Genomic DNA, 20,668 nt, shown 5'->3' with positions numbered 1-20,668 from the left:
AGCATCAAATTTGCGCTTTACTTAACCAGCTTCCGCCACGTCGTTCCTTTCGGGCCGTCCTCCAACTCAATCCCTTGCTCGAGTAATTCAGCGCGGATTTGATCGGCGCGCTCCCAATTGCGATCTGCTCTTGCTTGTAGGCGTTGGGTGATTAATTGCTCGATTATTGCTTTGTCGTCATCTGCAAGGCCTGCTTGTAGAAATTCTGAAGCGTCAGACTGCAATAACCCCATTACCTCAGCAAGATGCTTTAAGGTTGTGGCTAAAACGGGACTGGCATTTTTATTCACTTCATGACTCAACTGGAATAAAACAGATAAAGCAACAGGCGTGTTAAAATCATCATTCATTGCCTTGTTAAATTCAGCAATCCAATGCTCATCCAACTCACCATTACTCAAAATCGAAACATCTTTCATCGTTTGATAAAGACGAGTTAATGCCTTTTTAGCATTTACTAAATTCTCTTCAGAATAATTTAATGGGCTGCGATAATGACTACTTAACAAGAAATAACGAACAACTTCAGGATGATGCTCATTTAACACATCAGCAATAGTAAAAAAATTACCTAATGATTTAGACATTTTTTCATTATTTACCTGCAGCATACCCACGTGCATCCAATAATTAGCAAATGGCTTACAGGTAGCAGCTTCACTTTGCGCAATTTCATTTTCATGATGCGGGAACTGTAAATCTAAACCACCACCATGAATATCAAATTGCTCTCCAAGTTCTTCCATCGCCATCGCGGAGCATTCAATATGCCATCCTGGGCGTCCCTCACCCCAAGGTGAAGGCCAACTTGGCTCACCCGTTTTGGCTTTTTTCCACAACACAAAATCAAGTGGTGAACGCTTTTCTTTCACTACTTCAATACGCGCACCAGACATCAAACCATCTAAATCCTTATGCGATAACTTACCGTAATCAGCGAAGCTATCTACTTGGTAGCATACATCCCCATTATCACTTACATAAGCATTACCCTTTGCTAACAACCGCTCAATTAAACGAATAATCGTAGCGATATGTTCGGTTGCTCTTGGCTCATAATCGGGGGGCAGAATATTTAAAGCCTTCATGTCTTCATGCATGGCGGCAATGTAATGCGCAGTTAATTCTTCAATGGGAATACCACGCTCATTGGCACGTGCGATAATTTTGTCATCAATATCGGTAATATTACGAACAAAGGTTACATCATAGCCTTGGGAACGCAGATAACGCACAATCACATCAAAGGACACCATAGAGCGAGCATGGCCTAAATGGCAGTGGTCATATACCGTAATACCACAAACATACATTCCGATTTTTCCTGGATTAATGGAAACAAACGGCTCTTTTGTTCTTGTTAGCGAATTAAATAAATGTAACATTTCTGCCCCTTAGCTCACTTTTCCCCAAGTATCTTTTAAATCAACCACACGATGAAAAACACTTACGCGCCCGTCTTTTTCTTCATTAACACAATAATAGCCCAGCCGTTCAAATTGAAATACTTCACCTACAGGCTGATTAGCTAAAGAGGGTTCGCAAAATCCTTGCGTCCTTTGCAATGAGTCATGATTTAAAAACTGGAAAAAATCATCTTCACGAGCCGGATTCGCATCAGTAAACAAACGATCGTATTGTAAAACCGTTACCGGATACGCATGCTCGCTTGATACCCAATGAATAACACCTTTGACTTTTCTATCTTCTGGATTTTTTCCTAAAGTGTTTTCATCATAGGTACAACGTAATTCAACCACTTCACCTTGCTCGTTATGAATTACATCATTACACTTAATTACATAAGCATGACGTAAACGCACTTCCGCACCTGGTGATAAGCGGAAGAATTTCTTAGGAGGCTCTTCCATAAAATCAGAACGCTCAATATAAAGCTCTCTTGTGAAAGGAAGTTCTCGCCGTTCCGCTTCAGGATCTTGTGGGTTATATGATGCATTAAGTTGCTCAACTTTGCCTTCAGGGTAGTTTTCAATCACTACTTTTAAAGGATCCATCACACATAAAGCACGCTTCGCAGTTCGGTTTAATTCAGCGCGAACACATTCTTCCAACAAAGTCATATCAATGACTGAATCACTACGCGAAATACCTATCATTTCACAAAATTGACGAATCGCTGCTGGTGGATAACCACGTTTACGCATACCACGTAATGTTGGCATACGTGGATCATCCCAACCAGAAACTGCATTTTTCTCAACTAACTCACGTAACTTACGCTTAGACGTTACCGTGTGTGATAAATTCAAACGGGCAAATTCAGTTTGTACTGGTTTTGCAGGCACTGGTAAATTTTCGATAAGCCAATCATACAATGGTCGATGGTCTTGGAACTCCAAAGTACATAAAGAATGAGTAATTTTCTCTAATGCATCTGAAATTGGATGCGCATAATCATACATTGGGTAAATACACCACTCATCACCCGTGCGTTGATGATGTGCGTGGCGAATACGATATAAAACCGGATCGCGCATATTAATGTTACCCGATTGCATGTCAATTTTTGCTCTTAATACATGCGTACCGTCAGCAAACTCACCAGCTTTCATGCGCGTAAATAAATCAAGACTTTCTTCCATAGGACGATTGCGGTACGGACTTTCACGTCCTGGCTCTTGCAAAGTTCCACGATAAGCACGAATCTCTTCCATACTTAAACTGTCTACATAAGCTAAGTCTTTTTTGATTAATAACACAGCAAACTCATAAAGTTCTTTGTAATAATCAGATGAATGGGTCATAGCGCACCATTCAAAACCTAACCAACGCACATCATCAATAATGGCATGTACGTATTCATCTTCTTCCTTGATGGGATTTGTATCGTCAAATCGTAGATAACAGATACCACCAAACTCCTGTGCCAAACCAAAATTGAGGCAAATGGACTTGGCATGCCCTACGTGCAAATAACCATTAGGCTCTGGCGGGAAGCGCGTCACTAATGATTTATGTTTGCCGCTAGCTAGCTCATCAGTAATCAATTGTCTGATAAAATGTGCTCGTTTTTCGGTTGATTCTGTCATCGGTTTTTCCATCGTTTCCATATGATCTCTGTTTGATCGTTATATTAAATACTTAGTTTTTGCAGGTCAGACACAGCCCAACCTACACATTGCTCTTCACTGATCCATCGCACAGCGCATGGAATGTATTAAGCTTGCTCCGGCTTGCAGCATATCATGTTTTGCTTGATATGCCTCTAAAATCTGATTAATCAAAGCAGCACCAACAATAACCCCGTCAGCAAAACTGGCAACCTCTGCAGCCATCTCCGGGGTTTTTATGCCAAAACCAACCATCAAAGGTAAATTTACTTGCGCCTTGCGTTGTTGATATTGGGCCTTTAAAGAAGTGGTATCAAGAGTGCTTGAGCCTGTCACTCCTTTTAAAGAAACATAATATAAATACCCTTGCGCATGCTCTTGAATTAAAGCCATACGCTCATCAGTAGTTGTGGGTGAGCAAAGAAAAATACTATATAAGCCATGCTTTTTCCATATAGAATTAATCTCTGTCCCCTCTTCAGGCGGTAAATCCACTAAAATCGTACCATCAACCCCTGCCTCAGCTGCGTGTTCGGCAAACAATTCATAGCCGTATTGCTCGATAGGATTTAAATACCCCATGATCACAATAGGTGTTTCTTTATCTTGTTGGCGAAACTCCCTGACCATGGCTAATACGCCTGTAGTATATACCTTATGCGCTAATGCACGCTCCATAGCTTGCTGAATTACGATTCCTTCCGCCATGGGGTCAGAAAAAGGGATGCCTAACTCTAAAACATCCGCTCCCGCCTTTACCAACTCATGCATCAACTGTACGGTTATCTCGGGATAAGGATCACCTGCTGTAATATAAGGACTCAGCATTTTTTTGCCACTAGCTTGTAGCTTGGCTAAAGTTTTGTCTATTCGGTTCATACGCTAATCCCATCAATGCTTGCAACAGTATGCATGTCTTTATCACCACGCCCCGATAAATTCACGATAATGTTTTGGTTCTTTTCCATTGTCTTTGCTAATTTCATCGCATAGGCTATCGCATGGCTAGACTCTAAAGCAGGCATAATACCTTCTACACGCGTCAAGGTGCGAAACGCATGTAAGGCCTCATCATCATTAATCGCTTCATATTTGACGCGACCAATATCTTTTAAATAAGCATGCTCAGGCCCCACGCCAGGATAATCAAGACCCGCAGAAATCGAATGGGTATCTTGAATTTGTCCATTCTCATCGCAAAGTAGATAGGTGCGATTACCATGCAATACCCCTGGCTTTCCTGCAATTAGAGAAGCAGAATGTTCGCCAGTTTCCAAACCTTTACCACCCGCTTCAACACCATAAATGGCTACTGACTCGTCATTAAGGAAAGGATGAAATAAGCCAATTGCATTAGAACCGCCACCAATACATGCTACTAATGCATCAGGTAACTGTCCTTTTGCTTCTAAAAATTGGGCACGAGCCTCTGTCCCAATAACTGTCTGAAAATCACGTACTATTTGTGGGTAAGGATGAGGACCAGCCACGGTCCCAATAATATAAAAGGTATCATCAATGTGACTGACCCAATCGCGCATTGCCTCATTCAGTGCATCTTTTAATGTTTGAGAGCCTGCGGTTACTGGCACTACCTCAGCACCTAATAATTTCATGCGATAGACATTAGTTGCTTGACGTTTAACATCTTCAGAACCCATGTAAACAACGCACTCAAAGCCCAACTTGGCAGCCACGGTTGCTGAAGCAACACCATGCTGCCCTGCCCCCGTTTCAGCAATAATTCGTGTTTTGCCCATGCGTTTTGCAAGTAACGCCTGTCCTACCGTATTATTCACTTTATGTGCGCCGGTATGATTCAAATCTTCTCGTTTAAGATAAATTTGTGCTCCACCAACAAGCTGGCTTAGACGTTCTGCATGATAAAGTGGACTCGGACGACCCACAAAGTAATTTAATTCTCGACTTAGTTCTGCCAAAAACTCAGGATCATGGCGATACTTATTATAAGCTTGTTCTAATTCTTTTAAGGCATGCATCAATGTATCTGCAACAAAAATGCCGCCATAAGGGCCAAAATGCCCGTGTTCATCAGGAAGTTCTTTTTTATTCATTGCGTATATACCTCACTATGTAAACTAGGCTAAAGAACCTAGTAGTCATGGTATTTAATTTAAGGTAAGCGTTGAAATACGCTTCATAAATTGCGTCATCTTAGTGTGATCTTTTATTCCAGGAGACGCTTCGATACCACTGCATAAATCTACTGCATAAGGATGACAACTTTTAATTGCAGCCAACACATTCGATTCATCTAATCCACCTGCTAATATGTATGATTTCTCTAGTCGTCGGGGAATGATTCCCCAATCAAAAGTAAGCCCAGTCCCCCCTCTTGCGGTATTGGAGGGCGTATCCAACAATAAAGCACGTGCATTAACATAATCTTGTGCCATCTGTTGAATGTATGCACTTGAATCCGAATGAATGGCTTTAATAAACGGTTTATTAAACTGCTGACAAAATTCTACTGATTCCGCACCATGAAACTGGAGTAGTTGAATCGGTAGTTCCTCGATAATTTGATGTACTAACTCCACCTCAGGGTCAACCAAAACGGCAACTGCATCAACAAATGGTGGACTATTTTTTAATAAAATCTTAGCCTGTTCAACCGTGACATGGCGCGAGCTTTTAGGATAAAAAATTAAACCTATAGCATCAACGCCTAAGTGAACAGCATGTGCAATGTCGTCACTACGCGTCATACCACACATTTTGACTCGCACACGCGACGGATTCAATTATTTCTCCCAAAGAAAAGCTGGTCCCGGACTATTTTGTAATATTCCAAACTCTTGAGGATACGTCACTTGGACTAAATACAAACCATAGGCAGGTGCCGTTTCTGCGCCTAGTCGGCGATCACGTGCTGTTAAAACCTCTTCAACCCAAGAGACAGGATGTTTTCCTGAGCCTACAGCAATTAAAACACCAGCGATATTACGCACCATATGATGCAAAAAAGCATTTGCAGTAATATCAATGATGACTAAATCATTGGCACGGGTTACGTGGATTTTATGAACATTTCGCATCGGTGTATTTGACTGGCATTCAACCGAACGAAAGGAAGTAAAATCTTTTTCCCCAACTAAAAACTGTGCAGCTTGATGCATTAAACGGTGATCCAGTTGTCTGTATTGCCAGGTCATATTGCTGCGCAGTAATGCAGGTCGAATCGCCCCGTTGTATATTATATAACGATATCTTCTGGCTGTTGCTGAGTACCGTGCATTAAATTCTTCTGGAAGTTCTTTACCCCATTTAACGCAAACATCTTTAGGCAAGAAGGAATTTGCACCATGAATCCACGCTCTTATACTGCGTTCTTTATCTGTATCAAAATGGACCACTTGATTGGTTGCATGCACCCCTGTATCTGTTCTGCCAGCACATACAACAGAAATAGGACTATCGGCGACTTTTGATAAAGCATGTTCTAAGGCTTGTTGCACGGTATGCAAGCCCGTTTGTGCTTGCCAGCCATGATAGTGGCTACCATCGTATTCAAGCACCAAGGCAATACGCATTCATTATTCCTAAATAAAATGGCTCAATTTATATTACTGTATTTGCTTTGTCTATACCTTAGATGATTCATTTTCAAAGTTTATCTTCTCAAGCATCAGAGAGTAATTATTTTTCTTGATCCATTTAATTAGCCATGATAATTTCATGGGTTTATTTCGAAAAAGCACATTGAGACGTATTCTATGAGATGGAATTTTTTTTGTCGCAGCATTGCTAGTTTAGCATTTGTTTTTAGTAGTCCTACTTTTTCTCAAGATACAGAAAACAACTTAGAACCATTTTGGAGTTCATCAGGAAATTGGGTTGTTTCTTTCGGGGCTGGCGTGCAGTATCCACAATGGAATGATCTAATGAGAGTTAACAATACTCCGAACCCATTAACTCCTCGTAGTAACAATCTATTTTCCACTCGCAATCAAAGTGAGCCCGTGATTGGCATGGCTTTAGGACGGCGTTGGCAACATGATAGCGTCTGGTTTCCGGCCTATTCCTTTAACGCTGTATGGAAGTATTTTTTCAGAACGAATATTGGAAATACAATTCTGCACAACTCAGGCCCAGAATTTGCTAATTATAAATATGATTGGGATTTAACAGCAAATATGCTGCTGGCTTCTGCAAAAGTGAATCTCTTTCAATATAAAAAACTTTCTCCTTTTGCGCATGCAGGAATTGGAAGCTCGTTTAACAGAACCTCTCACTATAGAGAAAGAGCTCCCGCTGGCGTAACTCCACGAATAAGCCCACAATTTGGCAATTTCAGCACGAGTGAGTTTACGTACAATGTTGGTGCAGGTATTGATCTAATACTTACACCACAATGGACCCTGTCGGTTGGATATAGCTATCAAGACTTAGGGCAAATTAGTTCTGGCCCAGGAAAAGGAACCTGGTCGAATCAATCATTAAACCCAGGTTCGTATCATTCTAATGAAGTATTGGTTTCTGTAAGTTATATTTTTGGCCGGAACCAGGCGGTACAAGTAGATAAGTAAAATTGGGTACCAGTAGGTTGGATCCATGGCCCCACATTGAGTTTCGATGTGGTCTGATCCTTCGCAGGGCCAAGGTCCAACCTACAAATAGAATTCTTCACTTGCATTAGCCCTACCTCTAATACATAATTTAGCCCCTGCTTTTTTCCCGGATTACTATGTCAGCATCATTGATTGATGGAAAAACTTTATCTGCTCTCCGTCGAGATCAATTAAAACAACGTGTGCATGAGCTCGTGCAGCAAGGACATCGTGCTCCAGGTCTTGCAGTGGTACTTGTTGGTACAGATCCAGCCTCCTCAGTTTATGTTAATAACAAACGTAAAGCTTGTGAGGAAGTAGGAGTTCTCTCTGATTTTCATCACTTGCCTGAAGACATTAGCCAGAAAAAATTAATTAAACTTATCACGAAGTTAAATAAAGCCCCAGAAATTGATGGCATTCTCATCCAATTACCACTCCCCAAGCATATAAATGAAGCAACAATCATTGAACGCATAAAGCCTGCAAAGGATGTTGATGGATTCCATCCCTATAATTTAGGTCGGCTGGCACAACGAAATCCCCTGCTTCGTCCGTGCACTCCTATGGGCATTATGAACCTGCTGGAACATTATCAGTTGAACGTGAAAGGGAAACATGCTGTGGTCATTGGTGCATCAAACATTGTGGGACGCCCCATGAGTTTGGAATTACTGGCAGCAGGAGCGACAGTTACCGTGTGTCATCGTCTTACTCAAAACCTCGAACAGTTCGTACGCATTGCTGATCTTATTGTTGTGGCAGCAGGTCATATGGATGTTATTGAAGTTGAGTGGCTCAATGAAAACCAAGTCATTATTGATGTGGGGATCCACCGACTCCCTGATGGAACAATTCGTGGCGATGTGGATTTCAAAAAAGCACGCGATAAAGTTGCCTGGATTACTCCGGTTCCTGGTGGTGTAGGTCCAATGACCGTTGTCAGTTTACTTGAAAACACATTAATGGCCACCTTAATGCTCAAATAATAGAGAAAACCTGGTCAAAATTACCAGGTTATCGAATAGATTTTAAGGCTATTTGTCTTCAAAAGAATCCCAATCAAACTCACCACTGAGTTCGTCAAAATCGCCTTTAAATTCCTCACGTAAACGTTTGCGCTCTAATCGTTCTTCTAGCATTCGTCGTACATTTTTTCGATGAGCAGTGTCAGTAACATCAGCTTCATCATCGTAACCATAATCAGAAAAAGACTGATCATCATAATCTTCATGCAGATCTCTCATCACTGTCTCCTAGCCGACTTATCAAAAGGGTACGAGATACTGTAAAATTCACCCTTCCTACAAAGAGTATAGTAGAAAATTTTTTTAATCTGATATAATTCATCACATTACTCTTAATACGAAAATTAATTATGCTGAGTTATCAACACGGATATCATGCCGGTAATTATGCCGATGTCATTAAACATATTGCGTTAACACGCCTACTAAACTATCTTACGATCAAAGATAAGCCTTTGTTTTACCTAGAAACTCATTCAGGAAAAGGGGTTTATGACTTAAAGAATAAACAAGCTGAAAAAACAGGAGAATACAAACAAGGTATCAAGCTAATCTGGCCTGATCATAAAGCCCTACCTCCTGTGTTCCATAATTACACACAAGCTATATCAGAGCTCAATAAAAATAACGAGTTGAAGTACTATCCAGGCTCTCCAAGTTTAGCCATTAAAAATTTACGAGCTCACGATCGAATGTATTTTTGCGAGCTCCACCCAAAAGAGTTTGATGAACTAAGTACCCTACCTCGTTATAACAGAAAAGTGCATTTCAGTAATACTGATGGAATTGCCACAATGAATGCATTACTGCCACCACCTGAAAAAAGAGGTTTAATTTTTATTGACCCCTCTTTTGAAATAAAAGATGAATACAAAACAATCCCTGCCGCGATAAAACAAGCAGTTGCTCGTTTTTCTACTGGCGTTTATTGTCTTTGGTATCCAGTTGTTGATAGACGACTCGTTGATAGACTAGTACGAAACATGAAAGAGATTAAAGGCAATAGCGCCTTACGCATTGAATTTAATTTAACTATGGCCCCCATGGCAGGAATGTCCGGAGCAGGACTATGGATAATTAATCCGCCCTATACGTTTGCTGAGGAAATGAAAACAGCCTTAGATGCCCTACGCGTCTATTTTAATCCAGGGGTTTCTTCTTACCTTATTGAGACATACTAACATGACAATCATCCCTATCTCTGCATTCTCTGATAACTACATTTGGGCAATTATTGATAAAGAGAAGGGATTATTTGATTGCGTAGATCCTGGTGAGGCACCGCCAGTGCTTCAATTTGCGAAAGAACAGCATCTGCAATTACGTTCTATTTTATTAACACACCATCATCACGATCACATCGGTGGTGTTGGTCCGCTCATTCATCACGCCCCTAACTGTACTGTTTATGGTCCACACGATTCTCGCATTCCCTACATAAATCATCATGTAAGTGAGCATCAAACCATACACATTGGGCACTATTCTTTTCACATTCTATCTAATCCAGGACATACCTCCAGCCATATTAGCTATTATGAAGCCCAGCAAGGCTGGTTATTTTGTGGCGATACACTTTTTTCTGCTGGTTGCGGCAGAGTATTTGATGGAACAATGGAGCAATTGCATCGTTCAATGGAACTATTCAAATCATTACCGCCAGAAACAGAAGTATATTGTGCTCATGAATATACCATGCAAAATTTACGCTTTGCTGAGACGGTAGAACCGCATAACCAATTTATCAAAATGTACATCCAAAAATTACACGCACAAACGAATCCTTGTACTTTACCCTCGACGATTGAAATGGAACTGTTAATAAACCCTTTTTTACGCACTCAGAGTACCGAGGTACAAACGTATGCACGGCATCATGGAGCCTCATCCACTAACTCATTAGATATTTTTGCGGCACTACGCGAAGCAAAAAACAATTTCAAATAAAAAAAACAAAAAGACTCAATTTATTCCTCTGTGGGTCAATTTAAATCAGAAAGGGTTTAATCATCGAATAAACTTTAGTACACTGGCAAACCAATAGTATTCATAGGTAAATACCATTGAAAATAATAATAATAAAAAGATTTTTATTAGGTATTCTCATTTTTTGTGGTATAGCCAATGCCCATGCTACTTCTGATGTATGGGAAGTGCTTCGTAGCGAATTTAAATTAGATCATGAAGTTTCACGAGCCGAAGTCCAAGGACAAATCCGCTGGTTAATAGCTCATCCAGGTTATTTGCAAAAAGTCTTTAGCCAATCCCAACCTTATATCTACCACATCGTTACAGAAATTAAGAAAAGAAACTTACCTGGTGAGTTAGCGTTAATCCCTATGATTGAAAGCTCCTTTGATCCCTTTGCTTATTCGGTTGTTGGTGCCGCAGGCTTATGGCAACTCATGCCTGGAACAGGCAAAGATTTTGGAATAAAACAAGACTGGTGGTTTGATGGACGACGTAGCATTGGTCATTCAACTGATGCAGCCCTCAATTACCTAGTCTACCTGAATAAATTTTTTGACGGCAATTGGACACTATCCATCGCGTCTTATGACGCAGGGGAAGGAACTATTTCTCGGGCGATCAAAGCAGCCCAACAAGAGAATCGCAGCACAAGCTTCTGGGACTTGTCAGTCCCTAGAGAAACCCAGATTTACGTACCACGACTGCTCGCCTTTGCAGAGATTGTAAAAAATGCGCAGCAATATAAATTATCAATTCCAGAAATTCCCTATCAGCCCTATTTCCAAGAAGTAAACATAGGCAGTCAAATCGATTTAAACCATGCTGCCAAATTAGCCGGAATTAGTTATCGAGAGTTAATCAAGTTAAATCCCGGATTCAATCATTGGACTACAGCACCTTATAAACCCTTTAAACTATTAATCCCTGCAGAAAAGGTACGTCAATTTAACTTAAATCTAGCGAATTTTCCTGAAGATAAACGAGTAAGTTGGACCAAACATCAAGTACAGCAGGGAGATAATCTAGACTCTATTGCGAATAGATACCATACGACCGTAAATTTAATTAAGCAGTTAAACCAATTAACTACAAATCAAATAAAGCTCAATCAGTCCATCTTGATTCCCAGTACTCGAAATGCACCACTTGCCCCAGCTCCGGCCACTCCGAAGCATAATATTGCCCTAGTCAAAACGACCTACTATGGAAAGCCGAACCAATATCAAGCACCACTCCCTTCTACGTCCACTCCCATTATGGTGGGAAGTCACCGCATGATCCATATAGTGCAAGCAGCTGATAGCTACCAACGTCTGGAAAAAATGTATGGGGTTAATGCGAACGACATTCTAAGCTGGAATAAATTATCCAGTAATCAAGCTTTACGTGTCGGACAACAATTAATTATTTGGAAAACAATAAAGCCACCGAAGCAATATATAGTTCGCAACGGCGACACTTTGGATGGAATCGCAAAACGTCATAAACTTCCATTAAATCAAATTATTTCATTGAATCCTGGGCTTAAATGGAATACGCCGTTATATCTTGGGCAAAAAATTCTTATCGGATAAATTGCCTGCGTAGGTCAGGCCCATGACTCGACGTTTCTCTTGCTGGAAGCACAGTGATGGCTCCACTGCCAAATGAACACTAACAACATGCTGGTCTTATTGATTTATCCATTAAATCAGATATGTGTCAATCAAGGAAGATAGTGTCTGGTCAAGGGGCCCACCTGGTTTTCTATGGCTTAGTGAATCGCGAATTATTTTTCAAAAAATCTTCAAGAATTTCCCTTAGTTACATGAAGCCAAGCGAAGTTTGGTTGGCAACCGTATTAGCTCGTTCATTTTTAACAAAATAGTTACAAAAATTTTTTATTTCGGGCATGAACCTTGCGAGAGTGAAATCAAAACTTGTGTTATACTGAAAATAACTTGTTTATAGTATTAATGAATATATGAAATTACTATTTGATTTTTTCCCTATAGTTTTATTTTTTATCGTATATAAACTTTCTAACATATATACAGCCACAGCAGTCGCAATGGTTGCATCATTAAGCCAAGTGGCCTTCTACCGCTTAAAATTCCAGCATTATGAAAAAATGCACCTAATCAGCCTAGCAATCATTATGGTACTCGGCGGAGCTACCCTCTTTTTCCATAATCCATGGTTTATTAAATGGAAACCAACCGGAATTTATTGGCTTTCTGCTTTGATATTCTTCAGCTCAAGTTTTATAGGAAGCAAACCCCTAATTCAAAAAATGATGGAGGCTAATGTATCGCTGCCATCCAAAATCTGGCATAGACTCAATTATGCATGGTCTTTATTCTTTATTCTAATGGGTGCGGTCAATATTTATGTCGCCTACCATTACGATACAGATGCCTGGGTTAACTTTAAATTATTTGGTGGAGTAGGATTTACCCTGCTTTTTGTATTAATACAGGCGTTTTACCTAACAAAACATATGGATGAAACCGGACTTGAGAAACAATAGGAGCCAGAATGAGACTATTGCTAGTTGAAGATGACGAATTACTAGGAGATGCTGTAAAAACAGGATTAACCCAGTTTGGTTATATAGTCGACTGGCTCAAGGATGGGGAGGCAGCACGAGCTGCTTTAAAATCAGAATCCTTCGAATTAATTATTCTTGATTTGGGTTTGCCGAAATTATCGGGGTTGGGCTTATTACAAAATATTCGTAATGACGGCAACCCTACTCCGGTAATTATTCTCACTGCACGTGAATCAGTTGAAGATCGCGTTAAAGGCTTAGACAGTGGTGCGGATGATTACTTGGTTAAACCTTTTGACTTAAATGAGCTCAGTGCACGAATTAGAGCGTTGGTACGACGTTCTCAAGGGCGTGCTGATGCTGTGTTACAATATAAAAACATTACCTTAGATCCTGCAGCTCATTCAGTATTTGTTGATGATGTTCTGGTTAACGTCCCGCGCCGAGAATTTGCGTTACTACAAAAACTGTTAGAAAACAGCGGACAAGTTTTATCACGTGAACAGTTGATGCAAAGTATTTATGGCTGGGAAGAGGACGTAGATAGTAACGCACTTGAAGTTCATATTCATAATTTACGTAAAAAACTTAATGCCAATTTTATACGTACTATTCGCGGCGTTGGTTATATGGCTGAAAAAAATGATGGTATTGTGGTATCGTGAAATCGTCTATACGAAAGTTCTTATTATTTAACTTATTGTTGGCTATTACGATTACCACTACTTTAACAGCCATTGGAAACTATTATCTTGATCAAAAAGATATTCAAGATCACCTAGATACGTTAATGGCTGTTTCCGCATTATCGTATCAGGCTCTTTTAGGTGATGACCTCCATCAACGTCCCCTTGTAAAAATTCAAGAAGCACTAGAAACGATTCCCCAAAAGGTAGATAACTTTTATCAAAAAAGATTTTTAAATGACGAACCACCAGAAAATTACATGGATAAATTTAATTTTCAGGTCTGGACCAATGGCGGAAACCTTTTATTACATTCATCAACAGCACCTAAAATCCCCCTTGCTTCAGAGGTTGATGGGTTTAGTGATAAAAAAATTGCAGATCAAGACTGGCGTGTATTTACCACCTATAATGCAAAAGCTGGGGTTCGCACTGTTTTAGCTGAGCGCTATGATACACGTAATGAATTAGGGCATCGTATTGCCCAAGATGATCTCTACATCATGCTCCTCACCTTTCCCCTATCGGGATTGTTAATATGGATTATTATTGGACGAGGTTTAGATAGCTTGGATAAGGTTACCGAGGAAGTAGCAAACCGTGCACCGAGTCATTTGGAACCAGTAGATTTGCAGGAAGTGCCAGAAGAAATAAAACCCGTTATTGATGAATTAAATAAGTTATTTTTTAGGTTAAAAGAAGGATTTGAACGAGAAAAACGTTTTGCAGCTGATGCCGCCCATGAACTACGCACGCCCCTTGCAGCCTTGAAAACCCAAGCCCAAGTTGCATTACATACGAATAATATTGAAGAAAAAAACCAAGCATTACAAAAGTTGATTGCGAGTGTAAACCGTAGTACTCACGTTGTGCAACAGCTATTAACTATGAGCCGCTTAGTTCCTGAAGCTGCTCACATGGATGGAATGGATGAGGTAAATCTGAGCCGTCTGGCTCGTGAGACGCTAGCGATGCTTGCCCCATCAGCAGTTGAAAAACAAATTGATTTAGAATTTGAAAGCAATGCAGAGAGTCTTACAATTCATGGAAACTCAACAGCACTTGGCATATTAATCCGTAATCTCGTAGATAATGCAATTCGCTATTGTAATGAAAATGGGCATATTGTTGTGCGGCTTTCTAAGCAACAACACGAAATGATGCTTGAGGTTTGCGATAACGGTCCAGGTATTCCAGCCGAATTACGCGCTCGTGTTTTTGAGCGCTTCTTCCGTATTTTGGGTAATAAAAGTCCTGGAAGTGGATTGGGACTTGGTATTGTTCAGCAAATTTGTCAGTTGCATAATGGACGCGTTGAGTTGGATGCACCGACAACAGGCACAGGGCTTATTGTTCGGGTGTTTTTACCGCTTGATGGGGAGAAGTAGATATATAGGCCCCGAACTCAACGGGGTATCCGAACCATACAGAACTTAATGTTGGGCCGTTTACCCCTAACCTACAACTAACGCGTAGCTAAAATCTGTAGTGCTTCCCGAATTAGCTGTTCACAACTCTTCGTTCCATCATCAACCTTATTCACGGCTTTTAACGCTTCTTGAGGTTTATAACCCAATGCTTCTAACGCACTTACAGCTTCATCCTGTCCAAGAATTACGTTTACTGGTGCCTGTAAAGCATCCGTAGGTGAGTCAGTAAATTGCTTAATGCTATCCCGCATTTCGACAACCAAACGCTCAGCAGTCTTTTTACCAATCCCGGGTAGTTTAGTTAGAAAGGCAGCATTTTCCTGCTTTATGCATTGAATAAATTCATTAGGCGTTGTGCTGGAGAGAATAGCCATCGCCATTTTAGGACCTACACCATTTACTTTGATTAATGCCCGGAACAATGCACGTTCTTGCTTATCTAAAAAACCGTACAATAACAAAGCATCTTCACGAACAACGGTATGAATATGTAAACCGACAGAGCCATGTAAGCTGTCTAACTGGAAAAAGGTATTTAATGAGGTTTCCACATCATAGCCAACCCCCTGGACATTCACTACTAATTTGCCGGGTTGATGCTTATCAACTATTTGACCATCAAGCCATCCAATCATCGTCTTCTTCTCCTTAAACTAACACTGGTATTGCCTATAATTGCAGATAATTTATGACGCATATGGCTATGGCAAATAGCAATTGCCAAAGCATCTGCGGCGTCTGTTTGTGGTGCTTTATTTAACGACAACAAACTCACTACCATATGCCCTACTTGAGCTTTCTCTGCAGCTCCATAGCCAACAACTGTTTGTTTGATTTCTCGTGCAGAATATTCGCTGACCTTTACACGATGTGATGCAGCAGCAACCATGGCAACCCCACGAGCATGGCCTAATTTCAAGGCAGAATTAGGGTTTTGGTGCATAAACACTTGCTCGATTGCTACCTCTTCAGGACTGTAATGATCCATTAATTGGCAAACGCCATCATAGATTTGTAATAGCTTTTGGCTCAACTCGCCAGTAGGTGTAGTACGAATACACCCACTATCCACGTATTCTATTTTCTGGCCTACTTGTCTGATTAAACCATAACCAGTAATTCGTGAGCCTGGATCAATACCTAGAATGACAGTCATTAGCTCATTGATTCTAAAAGTTTTTCGGAGAATTCAGCGTTGCTGTAAACTTCCTGGACGTCATCTAAATCTTCCAGCATGTCGATCATTTTCATCAAGCTCTCAGCTGATTCATCGTCAATTGGTACTAAGGTTTGAGCACGCATTGTTAATTGAGATTGTTCTACTACCAAGTTAGCCTCGCTCAGAGCATTTAATACGCTATGGTAAGCTTCTACAGGAGTAATTACCTCAATTTGTCCATCTTCAACTGAAACATCATCTGCCCCAGCATCAAGCGCAACTTCCATTACTTGATCTTCAGATACGCCTACAGCCATGAGAATTTCACCTTGATTGGTGAATAAATAAGCTACAGAACCATCTGTTCCTAAATTACCACCATTTTTAGTAAAGGCATGGCGCACTTCAGAAACCGTACGGTTTTTATTATCAGATAAACAATCGACTAATACAGCAACACCACCTGGACCATAACCCTCGTAACGCATGGCAACCATTGCCTCGCCATCCAGTCCACCAACACCACGTTTAATTGCATTATCAATTGTGTCGCGTTTCATATTTGCAGCAAGTGCTTTTTTAATTGCATCACGTAATCTCGGGTTAGAAGACTCTTCTGCTCCCCCCATGCGCGCGGCTACAGTAATTTCACGAATTAGTTTTGTAAATATTTTACCGCGCTTGGCGTCTTGAACTCCTTTGCGAAATTTAATATTCGCCCATTTACTATGACCTGCCATAACTGACCTCTAACTCGAATTTAATTTGTGTACGATTATACATTCTCTGTTATTAAAAATCTGCATCCTTAATTAGATAATGTTCCTAGTAACATAGGGATTTGTACCATAACTACCCCTATTACGACTTCGTCTAATACAGGCTATAAAATTGCCTGTTTTCATGGCACACTAACCTATTAATCGATTATATAAGGAGATAGACAGTGTATCTGCAAGGTTTTGGCAATTATCATCAAAGCGAAGCGGTCCCAGGGGCATTACCAAGTAACCAAAATTCTCCGCAGAACTGTAATTTAGGTCTTTACGCAGAACAATTAAGCGGCACTTCGTTTACCCGACCCCGCCACATGAATCAACATAGTTGGCTTTATCGTATACTCCCTTCGGTGGTCCAAGGAAATTATGAACCCTACAAAAATGAATTAGTAAAACCTTATCATCCTGAACAATCTCCCGATCCATTACGCTGGTCACCTATTGGCAATGCAGATAACGAATCTGACTTCATTAATGGCTTGTTTCATCTTGCAGGATGCCATTTAGTAACAACCTATCTTTATCAGTGTAATCGTTCCATGCAACATACCTATTTTGCTGATAATGATGGCGAATTATTATTTGTACCTTATATAGGGGAAATAAACCTTCATACCGAATTTGGCAGGTTAAATATATGCCCAGGTATGATTGCCGTTATTCCTCGTGGGGTAAAATTTAAAGTAGAATTAATCAGCAAAGAGGCCAAAGGCTATTTATGTGAAAACTCGGGTAATCCTTTAACCCTACCGCAATTAGGGCTTATTGGTTCGAATGGATTAGCTAATCCACGTCATTTTAAATACCCAACAGCCGCATATGAACAGCAAGAGCAACGTGTTACTTTAGTTTGTAAACACCAAAACAAACTATGGAGCGCCCCCAGCACTCATTCCCCACTTAACGTGGTTGCCTGGCATGGAAATTATGCTCCGTATTGCTATGACTTAAGCTTATTTAATACCATTAATACGGTGAGCTTTGATCATCCCGATCCCTCTATTTTTACCGTGCTCACATCCGAAAGTGATACCCCGGGGGTCGCCAATCTTGATTTCGTTATTTTCCCTCCACGTTGGATGGTAGCAGAACATACCTTCCGACCACCCTATTTTCACCGAAACTACATGAATGAATTAATGGGGCTTATACGTGGCGAATATGATGCGAAAAAAGAGGGATTTGTGCCTGGTGGGGTGAGCATTCATAATTGCATGACACCGCACGGTCCTGATCAAGTAAGTTATGAAGCCGCTACTTCGAAGAAATTAGAGCCGGAAGCTTATTTAAATACCTTGGCTTTTATGTTTGAAACGCGTGATGTCTGGCAAGTTACTGAGCAAGCAATGGATGCCCAAGAACGACAAAGGAATTATGCGGATTGTTGGCAGGGCTTAAAGCCAGCTTTTAAGCTGTAGTCTGTAGATATAAATCGTAGGCTGGGCTGCCCAGCCTACATTTAGGGCATTTTAGAATAGATCTTCTTGGGTTAAACCTACTTTCTCTAACAGGCCACGTAGCGTTTTTAGAGCTTCAACCTGAATTTGACGTACACGCTCACGAGTAAGATCAATTTCTTTCCCCACATCTTCCAAAGTTGCTTTTTCGAAGCCACGTAAACCAAAACGTCGAGCAATAACTTGCTGTTGGTTTTCGGTTAACTTATCCAAAAGCGATTCGATATGAAGGCGTAGATTCTCATTGGTTAATAGCTCTGCTGGATTCACACTATTTTCATCGGCAATGGTATCTAACAAAGATTTGTTTTCATCAAAGCCTATAGGTGTATCAACAGAAGCAACTTTATCATTCAAGCCCAAGAGCTTTTGCACATCCTCTAAAGGCTTATCTACCATTTCGGCAATTTCTTCCGGTGAAGGCTCATGGTCTAGCTTTTGAGTAAGCTGGCGCGCTGCTCGTAGGTATACGTTAAGTTCTTTAACCACATGAATGGGCAAACGAATCGTCCTAGTTTGATTCATAATCGCACGTTCAATCGTTTGTCTAATCCACCAAGTAGCGTAAGTTGAGAATCTAAAACCACGATTTGGATCAAATTTTTCAACGGATTTCATTAACCCCAAATTTCCTTCCTCAATCAGATCAAGTAAAGGAAGTCCGCGGTTAAGATAACGTCGAGAAATTTTAACAACCAAACGTAAATTCGATGCAATCATTTTTTTACGCGCTGCAACATCGCCTTTTAACGCAAGCGTTGCATAATGAACTTCTTCCTCAGCACTTAATAAGGGAGAGAATCCAATTTCACTCAAATACAATTGAGTTGCATCCATCATTTTTATGGCATTTTTGCCGCGACTAAAAGAAGGAAAAGCAGCATCATCCGAAAAATCAGGTAACTCAGATTCTCCCTCATCCTTTTCAGTGAGGACCTCAAAATCGTCATCATCCATCAAGAACGCCTCGTCGTCAGTACTTATTTCTGGCAACTCCTCATCCTTAAATTCAGTATCTTTAATTGACTCATCGTCATTTTGCATGATTTCACCCTGTAATGTTTAGCCGTGTTTCTAGAATTTACACCTTTTCAGGTAGTCATCCCATCACGAAATCCCTTAGAACATGACGAGCTGCAACCATATAGTACCTCTATTGTTGCTACAACCACTCATTAAATGTCAACCTTTTTGTAAATAATTCAACGGGTTGACAGGAATCCCCGCTTTTCTGATTTCAAAATGTACACCTGTGTACTTACGATCAATAACTCCGGCAATAGCAATTACTTGACCGGCATTCACATGTTGCCCTTCAGAAACCATAATTCGCGCATTATTGCCGTAAGCGGTCAAAAACTCATTGTTATGCTTTATGATAATTAAGTTACCATATCCTGACAAACCACTTCCAGCATAAGCTACTGTACCACCTGAAGCAGCAATAACTTTTTCCCCAGACTTACAAGCAATATTTATGCCCTTTTTACCCTGAGCAGGAATAAAAGACGTAACCACACGTCCACTAACAGGCCACAACCATCCAGAAGCAGAACGAGCGTAGCGTCGAGTGGGCGAGTGAATTACTCGAGGTACAACAATAGGTGCTGGTCGGTATTGTTTAAATTGTGATACTCGTCTTTGTACAGGCACCCGACGAGCTCCTCCTCGTACATTTAAAACCTGACCAACTCTTAATGAATAAGGGGGAGAAATATGGTTTAAACGCGCCAGGCTACGGTAATCAGTATCATAACGAAATGCAATAGCAAAAAGTGTTTCACCACGTTGAACAATATGTGTTCCTTGATACCTGGAGTATGGTCGCCATTTTGACTCAGTTACAGGAGCTAAATTGGAACCACAACCTACAAGTGCGATTGCCAGAAAAAGACATAAAGATCTTTTGCAAAATGTCAGTATCATGAATTGCCTCAAGCAAATAATTTCATTAAAAAATCTGCCTCAAATAATTTTAAACCTTAG

Annotated in this window: 21 protein-coding genes; 9 read left to right on the top strand and 12 right to left on the bottom strand. The window is 40.5% G+C overall.

The features are described 5' to 3' along the window. Positions 1–17: 17 nt before the first annotated feature. The 6 genes from cysS to truA all read right to left on the bottom strand — a co-directional run bounded on the left by cysS (position 18) and on the right by truA (position 6,625). Positions 18–1,385, bottom strand: coding sequence for a cysteine--tRNA ligase (cysS, locus tag J2N86_RS07130; protein ID WP_252582295.1), 1,368 nt, complete (start codon positions 1,383–1,385; stop codon positions 18–20). A 9-nt stretch (positions 1,386–1,394) separates the two neighbouring features. Beyond that, positions 1,395–3,050, bottom strand: coding sequence for a glutamine--tRNA ligase/YqeY domain fusion protein (locus J2N86_RS07125; RefSeq protein WP_252582292.1), 1,656 nt, complete (start codon positions 3,048–3,050; stop codon positions 1,395–1,397). Positions 3,051–3,146: 96 nt separating this feature from the next. Beyond that, positions 3,147–3,950, bottom strand: coding sequence for a tryptophan synthase subunit alpha (gene trpA, locus J2N86_RS07120; RefSeq protein ID WP_252582289.1), 804 nt, complete (start codon positions 3,948–3,950; stop codon positions 3,147–3,149). After that, complete coding sequence (gene trpB, locus J2N86_RS07115) at positions 3,947–5,146, bottom strand: tryptophan synthase subunit beta (protein ID WP_252582287.1); 1,200 nt, start codon at positions 5,144–5,146, stop codon at positions 3,947–3,949. The genes trpA and trpB overlap by 4 nt, the downstream gene beginning before the upstream one ends. Positions 5,147–5,200: 54 nt before the next feature. Continuing rightward, positions 5,201–5,836, bottom strand: a complete 636-nt coding sequence (locus J2N86_RS07110) for a phosphoribosylanthranilate isomerase (RefSeq protein ID WP_252582284.1) — start codon at positions 5,834–5,836, stop codon at positions 5,201–5,203. Then, on the bottom strand, positions 5,837–6,625 hold the full coding sequence (gene truA / locus J2N86_RS07105; protein ID WP_252582281.1) for a tRNA pseudouridine(38-40) synthase TruA: 789 nt from the start codon (positions 6,623–6,625) through the stop codon (positions 5,837–5,839). 183 nt (positions 6,626–6,808) lie between these two features. On the opposite strand from truA, the gene J2N86_RS07100 reads away from it, so the two are divergent. Together J2N86_RS07100 and folD are read left to right on the top strand one after the other, a co-directional pair. Then, positions 6,809–7,621 (top strand): outer membrane protein, encoded by an 813-nt coding sequence (locus J2N86_RS07100; RefSeq protein ID WP_252582278.1) that lies wholly within the window; start codon positions 6,809–6,811, stop codon positions 7,619–7,621. Positions 7,622–7,779: 158 nt separating this feature from the next. Continuing rightward, positions 7,780–8,631, top strand: coding sequence for a bifunctional methylenetetrahydrofolate dehydrogenase/methenyltetrahydrofolate cyclohydrolase FolD (gene folD, locus J2N86_RS07095; RefSeq protein ID WP_252582275.1), 852 nt, complete (start codon positions 7,780–7,782; stop codon positions 8,629–8,631). 48 nt (positions 8,632–8,679) lie between these two features. On the opposite strand, the gene J2N86_RS07090 is transcribed toward folD, so the two are convergent. After that, complete coding sequence (locus tag J2N86_RS07090) at positions 8,680–8,889, bottom strand: hypothetical protein (RefSeq protein ID WP_252582272.1); 210 nt, start codon at positions 8,887–8,889, stop codon at positions 8,680–8,682. A gap of 131 nt (positions 8,890–9,020) precedes the next feature. On the opposite strand from J2N86_RS07090, the gene J2N86_RS07085 reads away from it, so the two are divergent. The 6 genes from J2N86_RS07085 (at position 9,021) to J2N86_RS07060 (ending at position 15,245) form a co-directional block, all read left to right on the top strand. Next, positions 9,021–9,851, top strand: a complete 831-nt coding sequence (locus J2N86_RS07085; protein ID WP_252582270.1) for a 23S rRNA (adenine(2030)-N(6))-methyltransferase RlmJ — start codon at positions 9,021–9,023, stop codon at positions 9,849–9,851. Between the two features lies 1 nt (position 9,852). Continuing rightward, positions 9,853–10,617, top strand: coding sequence for a hydroxyacylglutathione hydrolase (gene gloB, locus J2N86_RS07080; RefSeq protein WP_252582267.1), 765 nt, complete (start codon positions 9,853–9,855; stop codon positions 10,615–10,617). A gap of 110 nt (positions 10,618–10,727) precedes the next feature. Next, positions 10,728–12,215 (top strand): lytic transglycosylase, encoded by a 1,488-nt coding sequence (locus J2N86_RS07075; RefSeq protein WP_252582405.1) that lies wholly within the window; start codon positions 10,728–10,730, stop codon positions 12,213–12,215. A gap of 389 nt (positions 12,216–12,604) precedes the next feature. Continuing rightward, the gene (locus J2N86_RS07070) at positions 12,605–13,150 is read left to right on the top strand and encodes a septation protein A (protein WP_252582264.1); all 546 of its coding nucleotides are present in this window, start codon (positions 12,605–12,607) and stop codon (positions 13,148–13,150) included. 8 nt (positions 13,151–13,158) lie between these two features. Beyond that, positions 13,159–13,836: a response regulator gene (locus J2N86_RS07065; protein ID WP_252582261.1), complete on the top strand. Its 678-nt coding sequence runs from the start codon at positions 13,159–13,161 to the stop codon at positions 13,834–13,836. Continuing rightward, positions 13,833–15,245 carry an ATP-binding protein gene (locus J2N86_RS07060; RefSeq protein ID WP_252582258.1) on the top strand — a complete coding sequence of 471 codons (1,413 nt, stop codon included), beginning with the start codon at positions 13,833–13,835 and terminating at the stop codon, positions 15,243–15,245. Before J2N86_RS07065 ends, J2N86_RS07060 begins: the two co-directional genes overlap by 4 nt. A gap of 77 nt (positions 15,246–15,322) precedes the next feature. On the opposite strand, the gene ruvA is transcribed toward J2N86_RS07060, so the two are convergent. Genes ruvA through J2N86_RS07045 form a run of 3 tightly spaced genes read right to left on the bottom strand, consistent with a single transcriptional unit; the run spans position 15,323 to position 17,186 of the window. Beyond that, positions 15,323–15,922, bottom strand: a complete 600-nt coding sequence (gene ruvA, locus J2N86_RS07055) for a Holliday junction branch migration protein RuvA (protein ID WP_252582255.1) — start codon at positions 15,920–15,922, stop codon at positions 15,323–15,325. Continuing rightward, entirely contained in the window at positions 15,919–16,443 is a 525-nt protein-coding gene (ruvC, locus tag J2N86_RS07050; protein ID WP_252582252.1) for a crossover junction endodeoxyribonuclease RuvC, read from the bottom strand. The genes ruvA and ruvC overlap by 4 nt, the downstream gene beginning before the upstream one ends. After that, positions 16,443–17,186 (bottom strand): YebC/PmpR family DNA-binding transcriptional regulator, encoded by a 744-nt coding sequence (locus tag J2N86_RS07045; protein WP_252582250.1) that lies wholly within the window; start codon positions 17,184–17,186, stop codon positions 16,443–16,445. Before J2N86_RS07045 ends, ruvC begins: the two co-directional genes overlap by 1 nt. 206 nt (positions 17,187–17,392) lie before the next feature. Between J2N86_RS07045 and hmgA the strand changes: the two genes are divergently transcribed. Then, positions 17,393–18,643, top strand: a complete 1,251-nt coding sequence (gene hmgA, locus J2N86_RS07040; RefSeq protein WP_252582248.1) for a homogentisate 1,2-dioxygenase — start codon at positions 17,393–17,395, stop codon at positions 18,641–18,643. A 51-nt stretch (positions 18,644–18,694) separates the two neighbouring features. Here hmgA and rpoS read toward each other — a convergent pair whose 3' ends face one another. Together rpoS and J2N86_RS07030 are read right to left on the bottom strand one after the other, a co-directional pair. Continuing rightward, the gene (rpoS, locus tag J2N86_RS07035) at positions 18,695–19,726 is read right to left on the bottom strand and encodes an RNA polymerase sigma factor RpoS (protein ID WP_252582246.1); all 1,032 of its coding nucleotides are present in this window, start codon (positions 19,724–19,726) and stop codon (positions 18,695–18,697) included. 138 nt (positions 19,727–19,864) lie between these two features. Continuing rightward, complete coding sequence (locus J2N86_RS07030; RefSeq protein ID WP_252582244.1) at positions 19,865–20,608, bottom strand: peptidoglycan DD-metalloendopeptidase family protein; 744 nt, start codon at positions 20,606–20,608, stop codon at positions 19,865–19,867. Between the last annotated feature and the right edge of the window lie 60 nt (positions 20,609–20,668).

It is taken from the genome of Legionella lytica (genome assembly GCF_023921225.1).
Lineage (GTDB): Bacteria > Pseudomonadota > Gammaproteobacteria > Legionellales > Legionellaceae > Legionella > Legionella lytica.
Note: the sequence above shows the minus strand (reverse complement) of the source record. Positions and strands in the feature narration are given on the sequence as shown.

What these genes read in the sequence shown, in the direction of transcription:
- gloB (WP_252582267.1), top strand. Translation starts at nt 9,853, where the DNA reads ATGACAATCATCCCTATCTCTGCATTCTCTGATAACTACATTTGGGCA.
- trpA (WP_252582289.1), bottom strand. Translation starts at nt 3,950, where the DNA reads ATGAACCGAATAGACAAAACTTTAGCCAAGCTACAAGCTAGTGGCAAA.
- ruvC (WP_252582252.1), bottom strand. Translation starts at nt 16,443, where the DNA reads ATGACTGTCATTCTAGGTATTGATCCAGGCTCACGAATTACTGGTTAT.
- J2N86_RS07065 (WP_252582261.1), top strand. Translation starts at nt 13,159, where the DNA reads ATGAGACTATTGCTAGTTGAAGATGACGAATTACTAGGAGATGCTGTA.
- ruvA (WP_252582255.1), bottom strand. Translation starts at nt 15,922, where the DNA reads ATGATTGGATGGCTTGATGGTCAAATAGTTGATAAGCATCAACCCGGC.
- truA (WP_252582281.1), bottom strand. Translation starts at nt 6,625, where the DNA reads ATGCGTATTGCCTTGGTGCTTGAATACGATGGTAGCCACTATCATGGC.
- J2N86_RS07125 (WP_252582292.1), bottom strand. Translation starts at nt 3,050, where the DNA reads ATGACAGAATCAACCGAAAAACGAGCACATTTTATCAGACAATTGATT.
- trpB (WP_252582287.1), bottom strand. Translation starts at nt 5,146, where the DNA reads ATGAATAAAAAAGAACTTCCTGATGAACACGGGCATTTTGGCCCTTAT.
- J2N86_RS07085 (WP_252582270.1), top strand. Translation starts at nt 9,021, where the DNA reads ATGCTGAGTTATCAACACGGATATCATGCCGGTAATTATGCCGATGTC.
- J2N86_RS07070 (WP_252582264.1), top strand. Translation starts at nt 12,605, where the DNA reads ATGAAATTACTATTTGATTTTTTCCCTATAGTTTTATTTTTTATCGTA.
- folD (WP_252582275.1), top strand. Translation starts at nt 7,780, where the DNA reads ATGTCAGCATCATTGATTGATGGAAAAACTTTATCTGCTCTCCGTCGA.
- J2N86_RS07090 (WP_252582272.1), bottom strand. Translation starts at nt 8,889, where the DNA reads ATGAGAGATCTGCATGAAGATTATGATGATCAGTCTTTTTCTGATTAT.
- cysS (WP_252582295.1), bottom strand. Translation starts at nt 1,385, where the DNA reads ATGTTACATTTATTTAATTCGCTAACAAGAACAAAAGAGCCGTTTGTT.
- rpoS (WP_252582246.1), bottom strand. Translation starts at nt 19,726, where the DNA reads ATGCAAAATGACGATGAGTCAATTAAAGATACTGAATTTAAGGATGAG.
- J2N86_RS07045 (WP_252582250.1), bottom strand. Translation starts at nt 17,186, where the DNA reads ATGGCAGGTCATAGTAAATGGGCGAATATTAAATTTCGCAAAGGAGTT.
- J2N86_RS07030 (WP_252582244.1), bottom strand. Translation starts at nt 20,608, where the DNA reads ATGATACTGACATTTTGCAAAAGATCTTTATGTCTTTTTCTGGCAATC.
- J2N86_RS07100 (WP_252582278.1), top strand. Translation starts at nt 6,809, where the DNA reads ATGAGATGGAATTTTTTTTGTCGCAGCATTGCTAGTTTAGCATTTGTT.